Genomic DNA, 19,539 nt, shown 5'->3' with positions numbered 1-19,539 from the left:
CTACTCCCCGTTTTGATAAAACATAAATAAACGCTCTAGCCACGTCTGATCTTTGTTCACACTTGCTTGCATGACCTTAACTGCTGAACCCGACGGCTCATCATAACGTTTATAATTTTGATACTCTTGAGATACCCATATCATTCCAAAATAAAACAAAAGAGTAAACCCGGTAAATAAGATAAATACTTTACATGTATTATATACCATTTCAGCCCATGATTTCATGAAACAATTCCTCCAATTTTTGATTCTATTAGAAGATATGCCAATTGGGACAGGTTTTATACATGTTTCTTGCCTTTACACGCTGAGTGCTCTCCTGGTCATTTCCTTTCTTTCTATAAAACCATGTAGCTTGTAACCTCGTTATTTTTTTCTATTTATGTACAACAAAAAACCTTCTCCATTAGGGAAAAGGCTTTTACTGCTTGTCTTCTTTATCCTGACAGCGATGGCAAATGCCATGAAATGTCAAGCGGTGATCTTTAATTTTAAAATTCCATTGCTTTTCCACAATTTCTTCAACGTCTTCAAGCAAATCTTCTTGAATTTCGTCCACAGATCCACATTCCATACACACAAGGTGATGATGAAAGTGTGCGGCTCCTTCTTGTCTTAAATCGTAGCGAGAAACGCCATCGCCAAAGTTTATTTTATCAACAATTTTAAGTTCAGTTAACAATTCTAACGTACGATAAACAGTTGCCAATCCAATTTCCGGAGACTTTTCCTTGACGAGGAGATATACATCTTCGGCACTTAAATGATCCTCTTCATGTTCAAGAAGTACTCTTACAGTCGCCTCACGTTGAGGTGTCAATTTATAGCTAGCTGAGTGCAACTGCTGCTTAATTCGCTCAATTCGACTTTCCATAATTATTCCCTCCCTCGCCATTCACTAATCCATTATATCAGATGTGTCGAGGGTGTCAAAATAAAGTTATTATTAATAAGAAAAAAGAATTCTTTTTACTTAATACTTATTCTTATTTATTTAATAGAGCCATTACACTTTTCATTAAAGTAGGTGATACGTAGGCTTCAACTGTAGCCGCACAGGCAACCAAACATATCATTGCAATCATCGTGCCGCTATAGCGTAAAAAGGATGCGGAAATTGGCTCCGCTGCTTTTTTAAAGAATTGCTGCCGCACAAGCTTCAAAGAAAAGGCAACGGAAGCTGCAGACAAGATTAGAAACGCCGGGATGAGAAAGATATTTTGCGGCATAACAGATACAAAAGATAGCGCAAAACCAGAGAGTCCCATTTGATTGACTAAAAAGCCTACGGTAAAACCAATCACCATTCCTTTTAAAAACAGCAGAATTAACACTACAGGCAAGCCAATAATGGCGATTCCTAATATCCAAATGAGCCCTAAGTATTTAACATTATGAAAAAAACTTTGCTGAAACATTTCAACGCTGCTTGCTACTTCTCCACTCTTTACCTGTCCGAAAAACCGGTTTAAATAAAAATACAGGTCTTCTTTTTGATCAAGCGTCAAACTATTTACAACAATAGCCCCAAAAATGATTCCCATTAAAAACAGCACGGTCACAAACAAATAAATAGAACTGTTTTCTTGAAAATGTCTTGCATACGATAATGGCAATTGTTTTTTTCTCATCGTCTTCCTCCTATTAATCGCTTAATAGAGTGTATGATAGAGTACAAAAACTATGCCAAGAATCTTTTGAATCTATCAAATAAAAAAAGAGAATGAGACTGAAATCTGCATTCACCATCACCTTAAAAAAAATCCGAACGAATTTGATTCTCCATCAAGAATCTCTATTCATCGTTCGGATGTTCCTTAAACTAAGATATGGTTGTCACACATTTTTTTAAGTTAGAGATATACGCATGCCTGTTTTTTCTCACATCAAATGACGTTTCAATGTAAACCTCTAAATTGCTAGATTGCCGTTCGTATGTAAAAGAAAAAACTCTCTTACTCTCCTAATCCGCTTTTTAACTGTAAATACTGCACGGCATAGGCTGTTTTTGCATCATAAATTTCCTTGTTTTGAATAAGAGTAAGGGCCTCATCTACCGTAACTTCCATTACTTCAACAAATTCATCTTCGTCTAATTCTGCTTTGGTGGTCATCACTTTTAAATCTTCCGCTAAATAAAGGTGCACCAACTCATCCGCAAAACCTGGCGATGTATAAAAAGAAATAATATGGCTAAGCGAATCTGTCGTATAGCCCGTTTCTTCTTCTAACTCACGTTTTGCTGTCACAATCGGCTCTTCTCCTTTTTCTAGCTTGCCGGCTGGAATTTCGACTAAAATACGATCCATCGGCCTGCGATACTGTTTGACCATAACCATTTTATGATCGCTTGTTAATGCAATGACAGCTACGGCTCCAGGGTGCTTAACTACTTCTCTTGTACTCGTTTTTCCGTTTGGAAGCTCTACTTCTTCTAAGTACAAATCAATCACTCTGCCTCCAAACAGCTTTTCAGAAGACAGCATTTTTTCTGTTAAATGATCCATTTTCTACACCTCGTTCTATTTTTTTGACTCTTACATATATTCTATCATACGAATCTTGGGAGGTAGAAAAAATGAAAGTTTATGTTCACGAAAAGCAAATCATTTTGGTTGGTAAAGCATGGGAAATCAAACAAAAGTTAAAAGAATACGGTGAACAATTTCAGTATGTTGATGAATGGACGAACGCTATCTCTCAAAATTTCAATTCTTACAAACAAGCAGACTGCAGACACTAATTGTGCTGCAGTTTTCTAATCTTCTTATTTGAGTTTCCCTCTATCATAGCGCTACAATAGATAGAAACAAGTAAAAAATAAGGAGTGACATAGATGAAAAAAAGACGCTTAGGTACTTCAGACTTGCTTGTCAGTACATTAGGTTTAGGGTGCATGTCTCTTGGAACGGAACAAAAACACGCTGTCAATATGATTGATGAAGCTCTCGAATATGGCATTAATTATTTCGATACAGCAGATTTATATGATTTTGGCTTAAACGAGGAGTTTGTGGGACAAGCCCTAAAAAAACGCAGAAATGATATTATTTTGGCCACAAAAGTGGGGAATCGCTGGAATGATGCAAAAGACAGCTGGACGTGGGATCCGTCTAAAGCTTACATAAAAGACGAAGTAAAAGAAAGCCTGCGCCGTCTTCAAACAGATTACATCGATTTATATCAACTGCACGGAGGAACTGTTGAAGACAATATTGAGGAAACGATTGAAGCATTTGAAGAATTAAAACAAGAAGGCGTCATTCGCTACTATGGTATTTCATCTATTCGCCCAAATGTGATTCGAGAGTATGTGCAAAATTCTTCTATTGTCAGCGTCATGATGCAATACAGCTTGTTAGACAGACGTCCTGAAGAAAGTGCACTTCCGCTTTTACATGATAACGGCATTAGCGTTGTAGCGAGAGGTCCAGTAGCCAAAGGGCTGCTAACCGAAAAAGGAGAGCAAAAGCTTGCTGCATTCGAGGGCAAGGGCTACTTAGATTATAGCGGTACGGAATTAGCAAAAACGATAGAAGAATTTCGTTACGTACGACCAACTCACTCTCTAAACTCAACGGCACTTCAATACTGTTTAGCTAATCCTATGGTAGCCTCGGTTGTAGCAGGAGCAAGCTCTTCTTCACAGCTTCGTGAAAACATCAAAGCTGTCGAGGCTTCCCCGCTTCAGCCTACTGAAATCAGCAAACTGCAATCGATCTTTAAAGCAAATCAATACGAAGCTCACCGTTAAAAAATAAAAGCGCCGATAAAGGCGCTTTTATTTTTTAAATTCAGACCAGTTCAAATCACTTTCATTTAACAGTTCTTCAAACGACTTATTTTTTTCTTTTTCTTTTCGAATTCGAGCAGCTTCTTTACGTTCTGTTTCTTTCTGCTCTTCTTCTTTTAAAGAAAGCGCCTGTTTTTTAGCTTGAAGCTGTTTTAATAAGCTATCATTTAGCTGATCTTTAATACTAAGCTGATCATTTTGTTTTTGTGCTGATTGTTTTTGCTTTTTTTTAGCCATCACAATTCCCCCGCTACTTTAATTGAGAGATATTGTATCATATTCTTGCTTTTGTTACCAAAAATCAAAATGCATCTAGTTTTACATGTTCATCAATGATTAAAGTTGGCTCTGTAGATTGTTGAATATCTTCTACCGTATAGCCTTTCGCTACTTCAACAAGCTTTAGACCTTCTGCCGTAATATCAATGACCGCTCGATCTGTAATAATACGATCCACTACCTCTTTTCCTGTCAGAGGGAGGCTGCACTCATTTAAGATTTTAGGCTCATCTTTTCTCGTCACGTGTTCCATAATAACAATGATGCGCTGTGCTCCATGAACTAAATCCATTGCACCGCCCATTCCTTTAATCATTTTTCCAGGAATCATCCAGTTTGCCAAGTCACCAGTTTTTGAGACTTCCATTCCTCCTAAAATCGCAATGTTAATATGCCCTCCGCGAATCATTCCAAACGATTCAGCACTATCGAAGTAAGAGGCGCCTTTTGTCGCCGTTACGGTTTCTTTACCTGCATTAATTAAATCAGGATCTACTTCTCCTTCTTTCGGATAGGGTCCAATGCCTAACAAACCGTTTTCGGACTGAAGCACCACCGTTTTATTATCTGAGATATGATTAGCCACAAGCGTTGGAATACCAATTCCAAGGTTTACATAAAATCCGTCCAAAATTTCTTTTTCAGCACGTTTTGCAATTCGCTCTCTCACGTTCACGCCGTTTTCAATCATGAAAAATCTCTCCCCTTTTGTTATTTTTGAACGGTTAAACGCTCAATACGTTTTTCTTGTTCACCAATAATTAACGATTGAACATATACACTAGGTGTGTGGACAATATTTGGATCAAGTGAGCCTGTTGGATGAAGTTCCTCTACTTCTGCTATCGTCACTTTTCCTGCTGCTGCAATCATTGGGCTAAAATTGCGCGCTGTCTTGTTATACACCAAGTTCCCCATATGATCGGCTTTCCAAGCTCTAACCAAACTAAAATCAGCTTTTAACGCCTCTTCTAGTAAATATTCTTTTCCTTCAAACACGCGAACTTCTTTTCCTTCAGCAATGGGTGTTCCCACTCCCGCTGGTGTATAAAATGCAGGTATGCCCGCTCCGCCGGCGCGAATCTTTTCAGCTAGCGTGCCTTGAGGCAGCAATTCTACTTCAATTTCTCCTGACAATACTTGTCTTTCAAACTCTTTATTTTCTCCCACGTAAGAACCAATCATCTTTTTAATTTGTTTGTTTTTCAGAAGCAGTCCAAGTCCCCAGTCGTCTACGCCGCAGTTATTTGAAATTACGGTTAAATCTTTTACCCCTGTTTCAACTAACGCTAAAATCAAATTCTCCGGAATTCCACATAAACCAAAACCACCGACCATAATCGTAGCACCGTCGTGAATATCTTTCACCGCTTCTTTAAACGACGTATGTACTTGTTTCATACATAACCACCCCTTCGTTATTTTTGAAAACGCTTTCTAATCTATTATAAAAGATTTTTATTTCTTTTTAAATATATATATAACTAAAAATTATAATTTAATCATTTTTTTGTCAAAAAAGTTATATTACTAGACAAATTAAAGGAAAAACAAAAACGCCACGAGTTCCAAAGCTGTATGTTTGGAATCTGTGGCGTTGTGATATAGCTTTAATGTTTGTTAAAACTATATCAAATTAAGGACGTTCAACGATTGTTGCAACGCCTTGGCCTCCGCCAATACATAACGTTGCTAACCCAAGTTTTGCGTCGCGTTTTTGCATTTCATGAATAAGTGAAACTAGGACACGTGCACCACTTGCACCAATAGGATGTCCAAGCGCAATTGCTCCACCGTTTACATTTAAAATATCATGATTAAATTGAAGTTCACGATCCACAGCGATTGACTGTGCAGCGAATGCTTCGTTTGCTTCTACTAATTGAACATCTTCTAATGAAACAGCAGCTTTTTCAAGCGCCTTTTTCACTGCGCTTACAGGACCGATTCCCATAATGCTTGGGTCTACTCCCGCAGTTGCATTACCTTTAATTGACACTAATGGTGTTAGGCCTAACTCGTCTGCTTTTTTACGGCTCATTACCACTACTGCCGCTGCACCGTCATTGATACCAGATGCATTACCAGCTGTTACAGAACCGTCTTTTTTGAAGGCTGGACGTAGTTTCCCTAAGCTTTCAGCCGTTGTGCCTGCACGTGGGAACTCATCTTGTTCAAAAACAGTTACTTGACCTTTTCTTCCAGGCACTTCTACTGGTACGATTTCATCTTTGAAACGACCAGATTGAATAGCTGCTTCTGCTTTTTGCTGACTTGAAGCTGCAAACGCATCTTGTTCGTCACGAGTAATTTCATATTTATCACACAGATTTTCAGCTGTAACGCCCATATGGTAGTCGTTAAATGCACACCATAATCCATCTTGAATCATGCTGTCAACTACTTTTTGGTCGCCCATTTTAAACCCGTTGCGTGCATTTTTTAATAAGTATGGTGCTTGGCTCATGTTTTCCATTCCACCAGCAACAATCACATCAGCATCCCCAGCAAGAATCGCTTGTGTAGCGAGATGTACTGCTTTTAGTCCTGATCCGCATACTTTATTGATGGTTAATGCTGAAACAGTTTCAGGTAAACCTGCTGCTAAAGTTGCTTGTCGTGCTGGATTTTGTCCTAAACCTGCTTGTAGGACATTTCCCATGATAACTTCATCTACTTCGTTTGCTGATACCCCTACTTTGTTTAAAGCTTCTTTAATTACAGTACCACCTAAAGTTGTTGCGGATACATTTTGTAAGCTTCCCCCAAAGCTGCCGATTGCTGTACGTACAGCGCTTACAATGACTACTTCTGTTTGACCCATGTCGAAAACCTCTCCTTACTGTTTGATTACTGTGATTAACTGTCACCTGTATTAATTTCGACATCGCTTGCGAAATTCCTCTTTTTTTGTAAAAATTTATAATTTTTATTGAATTTTAATTTTTTAGAATTAAAATAAATATTAGTAAGCGTTTACAATGTAGGAGGAGAGCGGTTTATGGGATTTCCTGAAAAAGTAACAATTATAGAAGTTGGTCCACGAGATGGACTTCAAAATGAAAAAAATTTTGTTCCAACTGAAAAAAAAATTAATTTTATCAAAAAATTAAAAGAAGCTGGACTATCCGAAATCGAAATTACATCCTTTGTTTCTCCAAAATGGGTTCCTCAAATGAAAGATGCTTCTACTGTTGCAAATACATTTCAGTCTGATACGTGCCGAAACATTGTACTTGTGCCAAACCAAAAAGGCTTGGAAAAAGCACTGCAAGCTAATTGCCGCTCCGTTGCGCTGTTTATTGGCGTAAGCAATACCTTTAATCAAAAAAACATTAACAAAAACACCAAAGAAGCTGTACAAACGCTGCTTCCTCTCATTCAGCAGCTCAAGCAGCAAGAATGTTTTATTCGAACTTGCATTTCCACCGCCTTTTATTGCCCGTATGAAGGAAAAATACATGAACGCGACGTGCTGGCCCTTTGCGAAAGCTTTGTGGAGGCTGGAGTTAATGAGCTAAGCGTTGCTGATACAATTGGCATGGCAAACCCTAAAGATGTATTTTCACTTTTCTCGAAATTAAAACAAAACTTTCCCCACACGCTACTGGCTGCGCACTTTCACGATACGAGAGGATTAGCCATTGCAAATATCTATGCAGCTTTGCAAGCCGGTATTAACAGGTTCGATTCATCGGCTGGGGGGTTAGGTGGATGCCCATTCGCTAAGGGAGCAACGGGAAACGTAGCTACAGAAGATCTCGTCTTTATGCTTCATGAAATGGGTATTTCCACTTCTATTAATGAAGAAAAGCTGCTCGAAGCGGTCGCTTTTATCGCTCCTCACATTTCAAGACCGATTGAAAGCAAGCAATACTCTTTGTTTGCACAGCGTTAAAAATTAGGTTTTTATGAGAGCGATGCTATAATAAATAATAGCTATATTAACAAAAGGAGCCGCTAATCATGAAAAAATGGCTATTATTAATAGGAAGTATTTTCGGAGCATTTGCCGCTCTTGGCATCTTTTTTACAAATCAAATGATGTACATCCGTAAAAAGACCGACAAAGTTATTATTGACCGCGATACGGAAGATGGCTTTTATGATGAGAAAGTCTATAGCACTCTTCCTAAAGAAGCATTTGTGCTTCCTTCTTCTCTAGGCTATAACATAGCTGGGACCGTTATTAAACAACACGAAAACAACCGATTTATGATTCTTTCGCACGGAGTTACAGTTCATTCACTCAACTCTATGAAATATGCTCGGCTTTTTCTAAAGCTTGGATGGAACGTCGTTCTTTATGATCACCGCCGCCACGGCAAGTCTGAAGGGAAAACAACGAGCTACGGCTATTATGAAAAACTAGACCTTCAATCCGTTGTTCATTGGGTAAAAGAACAATTCGGTTCAACTATTTCCCTCGGGATTCACGGGGAATCTATGGGAGCTGCGACCACTCTTTTGTATGCTGGAATGGAAGACGGAGCTGATTTTTATATTGTCGACTGCCCTTTTTCTGACTTGGAAGAACTTCTTGCCTATCGCTTAAAACAAGATTTCCACTTACCAAAACAGCTTGTGATGCCAGCAGCTAATATTATTTTAAAATGGCGAGAAGGCTACTCATTTAAAGACGTATCACCTATTTCAGTCGTAGATCAAATCAAACATCCTGTTCTGTTTATTCACAGTAGAGAAGATGACTATATTCTTCCTAAAATGACGGAGCAGCTGCATGCCAAAAAAATGGGAGAAAAACGGATGTATTTAGCACCTGTAGGCACTCATGCCCGCTCGTATGCTGATAATCCAGAGGAATATGAACAAGTTATTGAATCATTTTTAGAAAAAATACAAAAAGAAGCGCTTTAAAGCGCTTCTTTTGTTTTATCGATAAATGACATGCGCGGATTTAAAATTTGAGAAGGACATTTTAGCATAAACGCATATGCACTTTCATTGTAGTCAATCGTCATATTATCATCTAAAAATACTTGCTTTGTTTTTTCGACAAGAACAGGAACAAAATTCGTCTCAATGGTTACATCATCGCTCTCTTTTTCATCAACAATCCATAGCGTCGTTACGCCGCTCACAACACAGCCGCATCCATCCGTATCGTATTTTAATTTTAAATATAGTGAAGAATCTTTCCCGTACTTTTCTTGTACTTTTGCTATCGCTTTATTAGTAAAGGTAATATTCATTTTCCTTTAACTCCTTTTAAACTAATTGTATAAACAAACGAAAATTGCTTATATAATGAGTATAATACACATCTCGCTTTCATTAAACTCTGGCGATTCATATAGATGTGTACAAAAAGGAGGTTTTTTTATGTCAAAAGTACAAATTAAAGTAATGGATAACGGTTCTTTCCGTGTCACTGGAAACGTTGAATTAATTGATGCAGACGGCAACAAATTTGAAACAAAGCCGACATTTTCACTATGCCGATGTGGCCAGTCGCAAAAGATGCCCTTTTGCGACGGAAATCATAAAGGAAAATTCGACTCTTGTGTGCGCGCTGCAAAAGTTTTGGACGAGCAGTAGATTTATAGAATTACAGCCTTACTGAACGAAACCATTAACAAAAAACTTTGATAACCTGTGGTTAAAGCACAGGTTATTTTCTATTAAACGCATCCCCAGCCAATTTTTCTACGATCCCCGGGGCAAGCTGATACATCTTCGAGCCTATATTCATCCACTTAGGCAAGTTGACTTCTCGTTTTGGTTTTCCAATAATATTGACCGTTTTTTCAGCTACGTATTGAGGGGTTAACATAAACTTTTCTACGCTTTTTTCATAGTTTCCTGATTGATCTGCTATTGAAAAGAAGTTGGTTTGAATAGGACCTGGATTCACTGCCGTTACATAGATATCTGTTTTCGCTAATTCCATTCGCAGGCTGTTGGTAAACCCTAGCACGGCATGTTTAGAAGCTGAATAGCCACTGGATTTAGGCGTCGCAAGTTTGCCTGCTTGAGAAGCAATGTTAATAATATGTCCTTTGTTTTCTTTTAGCATATAAGCTAAAATTTCTTGTGTACATGCAATTAATCCAATAACATTGACTTGAAACATTGAGGCAATGGTCTTAATCGATGCTTCTTTCACTTCTTCAAATACACCAAAGCCTGCATTATTAATCAGGACATCAACACGCTTAATTTCACTCATCATTTTCTGAACGACTCTTTTGACTTCCTCTACGTTCGCTACGTCAGCTTTGTATATGTAAGAGGTAATCCCATACTGTTGACTAATTTGCTCAGCTACTCGGTGCAGCTTTTCTTCTGTACGTGCAAGTAAAACGGGGACGCCCCCTCTTTTAGCCACTTCGTAAGCTAAATGTTCTCCAAGACCTCCTGAAGCGCCTGTAATCACGACATGTTGGTTCTTTAACGAGGATTTCAAATATAACACACCTTTTTTATAAGTTAAGAGCACACAGAATAAATAAGCGTACTTTCTTTTTCATGTGTACTGATTTTATTTGCGTCTTCTAAAAAATCGAGCTGACCAATTGTTTCAGAAAGAGTTAGCCCTAGTTCTTTTTCATAAATAGTAGGAAATAGCTGTTTGCAAACATCAAACGCTGTTTGAGGACGTTCTTTTATCATGCCAAGCACTTTATCCGCTCGGTCTCTCTGCTTTTGTAACCGCTCTTGTACAAGTTCGCGAACACGTAACACTTCAGCTCCATGACCTGTATAGATACAGTTTATCTCTAAATCAAGCAGACGTCTTAATGAATGATTATATTGAAGAAGCGTTTTAGGTCGCTCGCCGCTTGGTTTCATAGGAGGTTCAATAAGCGGATTAGATGAAATATGCTTTAACAATAAATCTCCTCCAATCATAACCGCTGTTCTTTCATTGTATAATGCAATATGGCTTTGAGCATGACCTGGTACTTCAAGTACTTTCCAACTCTCTAGGCCCGGAATGTAATCTCCTTCCTGCACAGAAGTTGTAAGAGAACGATGACATGAATACTTCATTGATGCTTTTAAACGTTTTAAATAAGGGCGAAACCTTTCATCTACGCCGGCTTTCATAAAGTGGTCTTCAAAAAACGCATCGTACCACTCAAAAAAATCTGGATTTTGGGAGATCCAAGGCTGATTTTTTGCATGACCGACTATGGCGATATCTTTATCAAAAAAATCAAGCATTCCTACGTGATCAGGATGGTGATGAGTTAGGACAACTTGCTTAATATCATCTGGTTTTAATCCTATTTCATTAAGCTTTTCTTTAAATACAGACCACGCTGCCTCCGTTTTAATACCAGCATCGATTAGCGTAACGGTCTGACCTTTTATAACAAAAACATTCACATCTCCTACCGCAAAAGGAGTAGGCAGCACAATTTTATATAATTGCTCATTCATCTGTATTTTTGCTCCTTTACCATCGCATTTTCTTTTAAGTTTACACGATTTTCCCTGTTATTTATACAATTGCATTCGTTTTCTGAAAATTACATTGACATCCCTCTCTTTTTCATTGCATAATGACAGAAATATAGTGAAGTTTTATTCATATCTTTAGATAACTATGCATTTTATAAAGAAGAGATACACAAACACAAGCCTTTAACAGATACTGAAATCTCAGTATCTGTTTTCATTGGATAGCAAATGACTGGAGGAACTTTTAATGAAAACGGATCTAAACATCGCCTTTATTGGAGCTGGATCAATGGCTGAAGCCATGATCTCAGGGCTGCTGTCAGATAAAAAGCTTCGCCCCAATCAAATCACCGTAACAAATCATAGCAACGATAAAAGACTTCACGAACTTCGAAACGCCTATGAAATTAACATTACGCGTAATCATGCCTTGTTAATCGAAAAAAGCGATATCGTCGTGCTTGCTATTAAACCAAAAGACGTAGCGGAAAGCATCGATACGATTAAGTCTTATATTCGTCCCCACCACCTCGTTCTCTCTGTTTTAGCAGGTGTATCGACTGCCACAATTGTAAACTTGTTTGACCAAGAAGTAGCGGTTGTAAGAGCTATGCCAAATACATCGGCCTCTATTGGATTATCGGCTACAGCCATTGCACCCGGCAAGTTTGCTACAGCAGAGCATATGAACGTTACTACTGCTTTATTTGAAACGATTGGTACGGTTACAACTGTAGAGGAAGAGCAGCTTCACGCTGTAACAGGACTATCTGGAAGCGGCCCAGCGTATGTCTACTATCTAGTAGAAGCAATGGAAAAAGCAGCTGAAAAACAAGGCTTGGATACGTCAGTGTCAAATGAACTAATTCTTCAAACTCTTATCGGTGCTGCAGAAATGCTGAAACAGTCACCTAAAACGCCAGCCGTACTTCGAAAAGAAGTGATGAGTCCGGGCGGCACAACAGAAGCAGGAATCGAACAGCTTATTTCTCATAACTTCCAAGAAGCCATGATACAGTGTATTGAACAAGCTACAATTCGCTCCAAATATTTAGGAGATACGATTGACGAAAAAATCTCGAGTAAACGTTCGTAAAGGTTCACCTCTTTCTAAAAAAAGAAAGAGGTTTTTTATGATTAAAAATGGATAAGCAGATTATGTGAAAGAAAATTCAATGCGGTGATATAATAACTTTTGTTTAGAGTATCGAAATAATTGGAGGTTAAACCAAATGACAACAAAACTATTTTCACCTTATACAGTGAAAGATGTAACATTAAAAAACCGAATTGTAATGTCACCAATGTGCATGTATTCATGCGAAAAGGAAGACGGCGTAATAACTGACTTTCATATGGTTCACTACACAACTCGTGCGGTTGGACAAGTAGGTCTCATTATGGTTGAAGCCTCAGCTGTCGTGCCACAAGGTCGTATTTCAGCTCAAGACTTGGGAATTTGGAATGATGAACAAAAAGATGGATTAACGAAACTTGTGACACAGCTAAAAGAAAACGGTGCAAAAACTGCTATTCAACTTGCACACGCAGGACGTAAAGCAACTGTTGAAGGCGATATTTATGCTCCTTCCGCTATTGCTTTTGATGATAAAAGTAAAAAACCTGTGGAAATGACCACAGAACAAATTCATGAAACGATTTCTGCCTTTAAAGAAAGCGCTCGACGTTCAAAAGAAGCTGGATTTGATATTATCGAGCTTCATGCGGCACACGGTTATTTAGTACATCAATTCCTATCGCCGCTAAGCAATAAGCGCAGCGACGAATATGGCGGCAGCGCTGAAAACCGCTATCGTTTCTTAAAGGAAATTATTGAAGCTGTGAAAACAGAGTGGGACGGCCCTTTATTTGTCCGTGTTTCTGCTTCTGACTATACAGAAGGCGGATTAACAGTCGATGATCACGTTGTATTTGCAAAATGGATGAAAGAACAAGGCGTCGACTTAATTGACGTTAGTTCCGGTGCTCTAGTACACGCTCCAATCAACGTATACCCTGGCTATCAAGTGCCGTTTGCAGATAAAATCAAGCAGCAAGCTAATATTGATACAGGCGCTGTTGGGCTAATTACAACTGGACGACAAGCAGAAGAGATTTTACAAAGCGAACGCGCTGATTTAATTTTTGTTGCGCGCGAACTTCTGCGCGATCCGTACTTCCCGCGCACGGCGGCAAAAGAGCTAAATGAAACAATTTCAGCACCCGTTCAGTACGAACGCGGATGGTAAAAAAAGACGAGGATATCCTCGTCTTTTTTTATGAAATCGTAAACCGCTTCAAGTCTTCTGCTATGTCGGTATTCGGAAAAATTTCTTTTGCTCCTTCTGCTAGCTGGCTGACTGCGTCTCCTTGGTAACGCGAACTAATATGAGATAAAATAAGACGCTCGGCAGATGCTGTTTTAGCAATTTCAGCAGCTTCTTTTGCAGTAGAATGAAAATAGTTGTAAGCAAGCTCCTCGTCTCCCGCTGAAAAAGTAGCTTCATGGACTAATACATTCGCATCCATAGCAAGCTGAACACTTTGCATACACTTTCTTGTATCTCCTAAAACCGTGATGACCTTCCCTTTTTTAGCCTCTCCTACAAATTCTTGACCATTGATTATACGCCCATCTTTTAATACTACTTCTTTCCCTTCTTTTAACTGCTGATAATGAGGCCCCGGGGGAATATTCATCTCTTTTAAACGCTGAACGTCCAGTGATCCTGGCAAATCTTTTTCGACAACTCGATACCCATAAGATAAAATGCCATGTTCAAGCTTGCCAAACTCCACTGAAAAAGTTTCATCTTCAAAAATCGTTCCACTTTCACTGTCCTCTTCTATTTCAACAACCTCTAGAGGATATTGCAGATGAGTTTGACTTACAGCCAGCGTGACTTCAATAAATTCTTTAATTCCTTTTGGCCCGTATACAGTAAGCTGCGATTCTCCGCCTTGAAACGAACGGCTTCCAAGGAGTCCAGGCAATCCGTAAATATGATCACCGTGAAGGTGCGTAATAAAAATTTTCTCAATTCGCCTCGGTTTAACGGTTGTATGTAAAATTTGATGCTGTGTTGCTTCTCCACAATCAAAAAGCCACACCGCCCCTCTTTCTTGCAAAAGTTCGAGCGCAAGAGATGAAACATTCCGCTGTTTCGCCGGTACTCCTGCACCCGTCCCTAAAAATAACAATTCCATTTTCTACTTCCTCCTTCACACGCACAAAAAGCCTGTAAGTATATTATACAGGCTTTTTGCAAACTTACCTATTTGATGCTGTCAAGCGCATACGTAATAGTAGCTAATAACAGCTCAATATCACTTTCCTCAATGTTAAGCGGTGGTGAGAGCGTGAGAACATTATTATAGCCGGCCACCGTTGCTCCATTTTTCCCAATAATCACTCCTTTGCTTTTGCATTTAGCAATCACTTCATTTACAAGATTAACGTCTAACGGTTCCTTCGTTTGTTTATCAGCTACAAGTTCAATTCCAATTAAAAGCCCTTTACCCCTTACGTCTCCAACGTATGGGTGGCTATCGATAAGCGGCTTTAGCTCACTTAATACGTAAGCTCCGAGCCGTTTAGAACGGTCAAAAAGATTTTCTCTTTCCATAATTTCTAAATTCTTTAATGCCAGTGCACACGCAGCCGGGCTTCCTCCAAATGTATTAACATGGCGAAAATACTCGTACTGATCGCTATCTTTGAACGCTTCATAAATTTCTTTTTTAACAGCAGTTGCAGAGAGCGGAAGATATGCGCTTGTAATTCCTTTTGCCATGGTAATGATATCTGGTTTTACATCGTAATTCATAAAACCAAAGGCTTCTCCTGTACGTCCAAAGCCGCAAATAACCTCATCTGCAATTAAAAGTGCACCGTGTTTTTCACACGTTTCTTTTACGCCTTTCATATAATTTTGAGGCGGTAAAAGAATTCCTCCTCCTGTAATAATTGGCTCCATAATAACAGCGGCAATCGTTTCACTTAGCTCCCACGTCATAACGTTGTCAATATCTTTTACAGATTGAAGATTTTCTTTCGGTGCATCGTAGTCATCTTGCCCTCGGTACGAATCAGGCGGGGCAACGTGAATAAAGCCAGGGGCAAGCGGTTCATATTTATATTTACGCTGAGCTTGACCCGTTGCTGCTAGTGCGCCCATTGAATTTCCGTGATACCCTCGGTAACGCGAAATAAATTTGTAGCGAGAATGCTCTCCTTTTTGCTGATGATACTGACGCACAATTTTAAAAGCCGTTTCATTTGCTTCAGATCCGCTGTTTGAAAAGAAGATAACATAGTCATCACCTAGCATTTCATTTAGCTTCTCTGCCAGTTTGATAGCAGGTACGTGAGATTGAGTGAGTGGAAAATAAGCCAGTTCTTTTAGCTGCTCATAGGCTGCGAGCGCTAACTCATCCCGTCCATACCCGGTATTTACACACCAAAGCCCTGCCATTGCATCTAAATAGCGATTTCCTTGTTCATCTGTAATCCAAGCACCTTTTGCTTTTGTAGCAACCATTGTTGCATCCGGACTGTATGGTTTCATTCCATGCCATACATACTGCTCATCTTTTGCACGCAGATCTTTTTCATTTTGACTGACCTGTACCATCTTATCCACTCCCAAATCGCTAGCGCGGTATTTTTTTCTGTATGAAAAGACTTCGACAAAATGCCGAAGCCACTTGCTATATTCATCTATATGTTAAAAGTCAAAGCGTGATGTAACCATCTTTTTACGTGTAAAGAAGTTCAAACCGTCTTTGCCGTTGACATGCAAATCTCCGTAAAAAGAGTCTTTCCAACCGGAGAATGGGAAGAAGGCCATTGTAGCAGGTACTCCTACGTTAATACCGAGCATACCCGCATCTGCTTCTTCTCTAAATTGACGCACCGCTTTTGCATCTTTTGTATAAATCGTTGCTCCATTTCCAAAACGGGATTTTTCCATATAGCGAAGTGCTTCATCTAATGTATCAGCACGAAGCAAGCTGAGTACAGGTGCAAAAATCTCTTCTTTAGCAATGGTCATATCAGGAGTTACGCGGTCAAAAATTGTTGCTCCTAAGAAATTGCCTTCTGTATGTTCATCCATTTCTTTACGTCCGTCACGAATGAGTTCCGCTCCTTCTTTCATGCCAAGTTCAATATAATCCAGCACCTTATCACGGTGCTCTTTTCGAATCACAGGCGTTAGAAGCACTTCATCATCAAATCCGCTTCCCATAATTAATTCATCTGCTTTTTGCTTTAATTTTGCGACGAATTCATCGCCTTTTTCACCCACGACGACCACGGCGCTGCACGCCATGCAGCGCTGGCCGGCACTTCCATAAGCCGAGCTGATAATATGTGATACCGCTTTATCCATATCGCAGTCTGGCATCACAACATGATGATTTTTAGCTCCAGATAAAGCCTGAACTCGTTTCCCTTGAGCTGCAGCTTGTTCATAAACATATTTTGCTACCGGCTGCGATCCGACGAATGAAATCGCTTTAACTTTTTCATGCTCTATTAATCCGTTCACAACATCGTGTGCCCCGTGCACAATATTTAATAATCCATCCGGTGCTCCTGCTTCTGTAAAAAGTTCAGCAAGTCGCGTTGCTAAAAGCGGCGTTCGCTCAGACGGTTTTAATACAAACGCATTTCCACATACAATGGCAAGAGGGAACATCCAAAGCGGTACCATCATCGGAAAGTTAAAAGGTGTGATGCCCCCAACGACACCCAGTGGAAAACGGAACATCTCAGAATCAATTTCTTCCGCTATGTTATTTAATGATTCCCCCATTAATAAAGTAGGAGCACCCGCGGCAAACTCCACGCATTCAATACCTCGCTGTACTTCACCGTAAGCTTCTTTGAAAGCCTTGCCGTTTTCTTGTACAACTAATTTAGCTAACTCTTCATGATGCTTAACTAGTAAATGCTGAAACGCAAACATTAATCTTGCTCGTTTTGGAGCAGGAACGTTACGCCATGTTTCAAATGTTTTTTGAGCTGTTTCCACCGCATTGGCTACGTCTTCTTTTGTAGAAAGCGGTACTTTTGCAATGACTTCGCCCGTCGATGGGTTAATTACCTCTCCAAATTTTCCCCCTGCCGTATCAACCCATTTTCCGCCCACGTAATTTTTTAAAACTTGCGTATCATTATTCACAACTGACATATCGCTTGGCCTCCTCAAAAAATAAGAAATGACAAATCTACCTTTATTATTGAATAAATAAATGGTGGTTGCATTAGACAAAATGTGAAACAACTCTAGATTCTCGTTTCACATTTTGCGCAGTGAACTAGGAGAAAGCATGAACTAAAATGAACATATAGTAAAATCAGCCTCAACATAAAAAAACAGCTGTTTCCAGCTGCTTACTTATCCGTTTATAAATTCCGCGCGCGACTTTTTCATCATAAACAAATATTCATATGCCATAATCATAAACTCAATTGCCAGTCGTTTTTCCGGCTCCATAAAGTCTTCACCCAGCAGCTTTTCTAGTTTTTCGATACGGTGATACAGCGTTTGCCGGACAATGTATAAACGCTTAGCCGTCTCTTGTTTAGATCCGTTGCATGCTAAATAAATTTTTAATGTTTCCATGAGTTTTGCATTATACGTTTCATCATATGTAATAACGGGCTGCAGATATTCAAACACCACTTCCTGTAAGTCTTCATGCTGATGTAAAAGCGAAATAATCCGGTACATATGCAAATCATCATAAAAATGAATAATGGTTTGTTTTTGCAGCATTTCTTGAATCGAAATTGTTTCTTTAGCCGTTTCATAGCTTTTATGCATGCAGTCAAGCTGTTCACAGTATTGGCCAATTCCGATAAAGCTAATGGCGTTCCTCTTTGAATTTTCATCCGATTCATATTGATTCATCCAGCGATGAAGGCTGTTTTCTAATCTCTCTCTCCATGTGCTAACCATTCGTTTGTTCAAAAGGATAAATAATACTTCGCGATTTCGCTCGGAGACTAATAAGTGAAAGCCTTCTTGTTCAAAAATGCTTCGCAAGATCAGCTTAAAATACGTTCGATCAAACTTCTCCCGCCTTTGCCACTTACAGCAAACAACGACACCTCCGCGAATAGGCGAATCTGAACACACTTCGTGCATAGAGTCTTTTATTTGTTCAAGAGTTAACTCTCCGTTCATCCATTTTGTCATCCATTCGGTTTCATCTACTCTTTTTTTCTCTTCGACATACAGGTCCTTCAAAAAATGCTGAGCAAGTGCAGTCGCCGTTCGGTCAACAGTGAGCACTTCAAGTTCTGTTAACGCTTCATTTATAGAAGCAACATACAGCTGAGCATAATCTTGTCCTAATAAATGAATAGGCTGCTCAGTAAAATGCGGACTTTCATTTTCCCTGCTTATATAATGAAGTAGAAGCTGCTGTTTGAGCAAGTCCATCTCCGGAGCAAAGGTAAGTAATTCATTTGAAACTTTAAGGCCGACAAGAAGCCCCGTAGATTCATATAAACACTGTAAGATGAGGGCCGGATCATTAACTGTTAACAGCAGCTGATTTAGCCTATGAGAATACTGTTCTAAATCGGAAATCATTTGATAGTGCTGATTAATTAAAAGCGAGTGAACATCTTGCGTAATTTCAACGAACGGAACTTCCTCGTGAAATAAAATAATCGGAAAATCACATTCGTTCGCTTTATCAATGACAATTTGCGGAATCTTAGAAGTATAAGTGCCAAGTTCAATACACAGTCCTGATGCCTTACAAGAAATTAATTGCTGAAGAAATGATAAACAAGATTGAGGATCTTCTCCCCAGCCTACCCCTGTCGATAAAATGAGCTCGTTTCCTTTTAGCAGCTCATTAATGCGCGTCACTTCCATCACGTGCACCCACTTAACAGAATTAGTAAGCCCTTTCTCTCCAGCTATTACTTCACAGTTTACAAAATGTTTCCTTGTTAAAATCTCTGTTACTGTTAAATATGATTTCAAGTCAACACCGCCCCTAGCGAATTTCAC

Annotated in this window: 22 protein-coding genes; 7 read left to right on the top strand and 15 right to left on the bottom strand. The window is 39.2% G+C overall.

Features of this window, described 5'->3' with window-relative positions; genetic code table 11:
• The 4 genes from ACFX4E_RS02520 to ACFX4E_RS02505 form a co-directional block, all read right to left on the bottom strand.
• Positions 1 to 228, bottom strand: coding sequence for a YqzK family protein (locus ACFX4E_RS02520; RefSeq protein ID WP_013059081.1), 228 nt, complete (start codon positions 226 to 228; stop codon positions 1 to 3).
• Between the two features lie 196 nt (positions 229 to 424).
• The gene (fur, locus tag ACFX4E_RS02515; protein WP_013059082.1) at positions 425 to 877 is read right to left on the bottom strand and encodes a ferric iron uptake transcriptional regulator; all 453 of its coding nucleotides are present in this window, start codon (positions 875 to 877) and stop codon (positions 425 to 427) included.
• Between the two features lie 112 nt (positions 878 to 989).
• Positions 990 to 1,634, bottom strand: coding sequence for a stage II sporulation protein M (gene spoIIM, locus ACFX4E_RS02510; protein ID WP_025750451.1), 645 nt, complete (start codon positions 1,632 to 1,634; stop codon positions 990 to 992).
• 324 nt (positions 1,635 to 1,958) lie between these two features.
• Entirely contained in the window at positions 1,959 to 2,510 is a 552-nt protein-coding gene (locus ACFX4E_RS02505) for an NUDIX hydrolase (RefSeq protein ID WP_013059084.1), read from the bottom strand.
• A 71-nt stretch (positions 2,511 to 2,581) separates the two neighbouring features.
• Here ACFX4E_RS02505 and mciZ point away from each other — a divergent pair, with 71 nt between their 5' ends.
• Both mciZ and ACFX4E_RS02495 read left to right on the top strand, forming a co-directional pair.
• On the top strand, positions 2,582 to 2,746 hold the full coding sequence (gene mciZ / locus ACFX4E_RS02500) for a Z-ring formation inhibitor MciZ (protein ID WP_013059085.1): 165 nt from the start codon (positions 2,582 to 2,584) through the stop codon (positions 2,744 to 2,746).
• 93 nt (positions 2,747 to 2,839) lie between these two features.
• Positions 2,840 to 3,757, top strand: coding sequence for an aldo/keto reductase (locus tag ACFX4E_RS02495; RefSeq protein ID WP_377237914.1), 918 nt, complete (start codon positions 2,840 to 2,842; stop codon positions 3,755 to 3,757).
• A 27-nt stretch (positions 3,758 to 3,784) separates the two neighbouring features.
• Here ACFX4E_RS02495 and ACFX4E_RS02490 read toward each other — a convergent pair whose 3' ends face one another.
• From ACFX4E_RS02490 to ACFX4E_RS02475, 4 genes are all read right to left on the bottom strand, one after another.
• Positions 3,785 to 4,033, bottom strand: coding sequence for a YqkE family protein (locus ACFX4E_RS02490; protein ID WP_016765509.1), 249 nt, complete (start codon positions 4,031 to 4,033; stop codon positions 3,785 to 3,787).
• 64 nt (positions 4,034 to 4,097) lie between these two features.
• Positions 4,098 to 4,766 (bottom strand): 3-oxoacid CoA-transferase subunit B, encoded by a 669-nt coding sequence (locus ACFX4E_RS02485; RefSeq protein ID WP_016765510.1) that lies wholly within the window; start codon positions 4,764 to 4,766, stop codon positions 4,098 to 4,100.
• Positions 4,767 to 4,786: 20 nt separating this feature from the next.
• Positions 4,787 to 5,476, bottom strand: a complete 690-nt coding sequence (locus ACFX4E_RS02480) for a CoA transferase subunit A (RefSeq protein WP_098331872.1) — start codon at positions 5,474 to 5,476, stop codon at positions 4,787 to 4,789.
• 235 nt (positions 5,477 to 5,711) lie between these two features.
• On the bottom strand, positions 5,712 to 6,899 hold the full coding sequence (locus ACFX4E_RS02475; protein ID WP_028410695.1) for an acetyl-CoA C-acetyltransferase: 1,188 nt from the start codon (positions 6,897 to 6,899) through the stop codon (positions 5,712 to 5,714).
• A 177-nt stretch (positions 6,900 to 7,076) separates the two neighbouring features.
• Between ACFX4E_RS02475 and ACFX4E_RS02470 the strand changes: the two genes are divergently transcribed.
• The gene (locus ACFX4E_RS02470; RefSeq protein ID WP_028410694.1) at positions 7,077 to 7,973 is read left to right on the top strand and encodes a hydroxymethylglutaryl-CoA lyase; all 897 of its coding nucleotides are present in this window, start codon (positions 7,077 to 7,079) and stop codon (positions 7,971 to 7,973) included.
• Positions 7,974 to 8,041: 68 nt separating this feature from the next.
• Positions 8,042 to 8,953: an alpha/beta hydrolase gene (locus ACFX4E_RS02465; RefSeq protein ID WP_060746999.1), complete on the top strand. Its 912-nt coding sequence runs from the start codon at positions 8,042 to 8,044 to the stop codon at positions 8,951 to 8,953.
• On the opposite strand, the gene ACFX4E_RS02460 is transcribed toward ACFX4E_RS02465, so the two are convergent.
• The gene (locus tag ACFX4E_RS02460; protein ID WP_098790550.1) at positions 8,950 to 9,288 is read right to left on the bottom strand and encodes an iron-sulfur cluster biosynthesis family protein; all 339 of its coding nucleotides are present in this window, start codon (positions 9,286 to 9,288) and stop codon (positions 8,950 to 8,952) included. The genes ACFX4E_RS02465 and ACFX4E_RS02460 overlap by 4 nt on opposite strands.
• Positions 9,289 to 9,418: 130 nt before the next feature.
• Here ACFX4E_RS02460 and ACFX4E_RS02455 point away from each other — a divergent pair, with 130 nt between their 5' ends.
• Positions 9,419 to 9,634 (top strand): CDGSH iron-sulfur domain-containing protein, encoded by a 216-nt coding sequence (locus ACFX4E_RS02455; RefSeq protein WP_098790549.1) that lies wholly within the window; start codon positions 9,419 to 9,421, stop codon positions 9,632 to 9,634.
• Positions 9,635 to 9,707: 73 nt separating this feature from the next.
• On the opposite strand, the gene ACFX4E_RS02450 is transcribed toward ACFX4E_RS02455, so the two are convergent.
• Positions 9,708 to 10,502, bottom strand: coding sequence for an SDR family NAD(P)-dependent oxidoreductase (locus ACFX4E_RS02450; protein WP_060746998.1), 795 nt, complete (start codon positions 10,500 to 10,502; stop codon positions 9,708 to 9,710).
• A gap of 23 nt (positions 10,503 to 10,525) precedes the next feature.
• Positions 10,526 to 11,482, bottom strand: coding sequence for an MBL fold metallo-hydrolase (locus tag ACFX4E_RS02445; protein WP_377258759.1), 957 nt, complete (start codon positions 11,480 to 11,482; stop codon positions 10,526 to 10,528).
• A 268-nt stretch (positions 11,483 to 11,750) separates the two neighbouring features.
• On the opposite strand from ACFX4E_RS02445, the gene proI reads away from it, so the two are divergent.
• Both proI and namA read left to right on the top strand, forming a co-directional pair.
• Positions 11,751 to 12,599 carry a pyrroline-5-carboxylate reductase ProI gene (gene proI / locus ACFX4E_RS02440; protein WP_028410688.1) on the top strand — a complete coding sequence of 283 codons (849 nt, stop codon included), beginning with the start codon at positions 11,751 to 11,753 and terminating at the stop codon, positions 12,597 to 12,599.
• Positions 12,600 to 12,735: 136 nt separating this feature from the next.
• Positions 12,736 to 13,752 (top strand): NADPH dehydrogenase NamA, encoded by a 1,017-nt coding sequence (gene namA / locus ACFX4E_RS02435; RefSeq protein WP_028410687.1) that lies wholly within the window; start codon positions 12,736 to 12,738, stop codon positions 13,750 to 13,752.
• Between the two features lie 28 nt (positions 13,753 to 13,780).
• Here namA and rnz read toward each other — a convergent pair whose 3' ends face one another.
• From rnz to ACFX4E_RS02415, 4 genes are all read right to left on the bottom strand, one after another.
• Positions 13,781 to 14,710: a ribonuclease Z gene (gene rnz / locus ACFX4E_RS02430; RefSeq protein WP_060746996.1), complete on the bottom strand. Its 930-nt coding sequence runs from the start codon at positions 14,708 to 14,710 to the stop codon at positions 13,781 to 13,783.
• A gap of 68 nt (positions 14,711 to 14,778) precedes the next feature.
• The gene (locus ACFX4E_RS02425) at positions 14,779 to 16,137 is read right to left on the bottom strand and encodes an aspartate aminotransferase family protein (protein ID WP_028410685.1); all 1,359 of its coding nucleotides are present in this window, start codon (positions 16,135 to 16,137) and stop codon (positions 14,779 to 14,781) included.
• A gap of 93 nt (positions 16,138 to 16,230) precedes the next feature.
• A complete protein-coding gene (locus ACFX4E_RS02420; RefSeq protein WP_028410684.1) occupies positions 16,231 to 17,700 on the bottom strand; it encodes a CoA-acylating methylmalonate-semialdehyde dehydrogenase in 1,470 nt (489 codons plus the stop codon).
• A 207-nt stretch (positions 17,701 to 17,907) separates the two neighbouring features.
• Positions 17,908 to 19,539, bottom strand: coding sequence for a PucR family transcriptional regulator (locus ACFX4E_RS02415; protein ID WP_034276881.1), 1,632 nt, complete (start codon positions 19,537 to 19,539; stop codon positions 17,908 to 17,910).

This window comes from Priestia sp. YIM B13491, assembly GCF_042787605.1.
GTDB lineage: Bacteria > Bacillota > Bacilli > Bacillales > Bacillaceae_H > Priestia > Priestia megaterium_E.
Note: the sequence above shows the minus strand (reverse complement) of the source record. Positions and strands in the feature narration are given on the sequence as shown.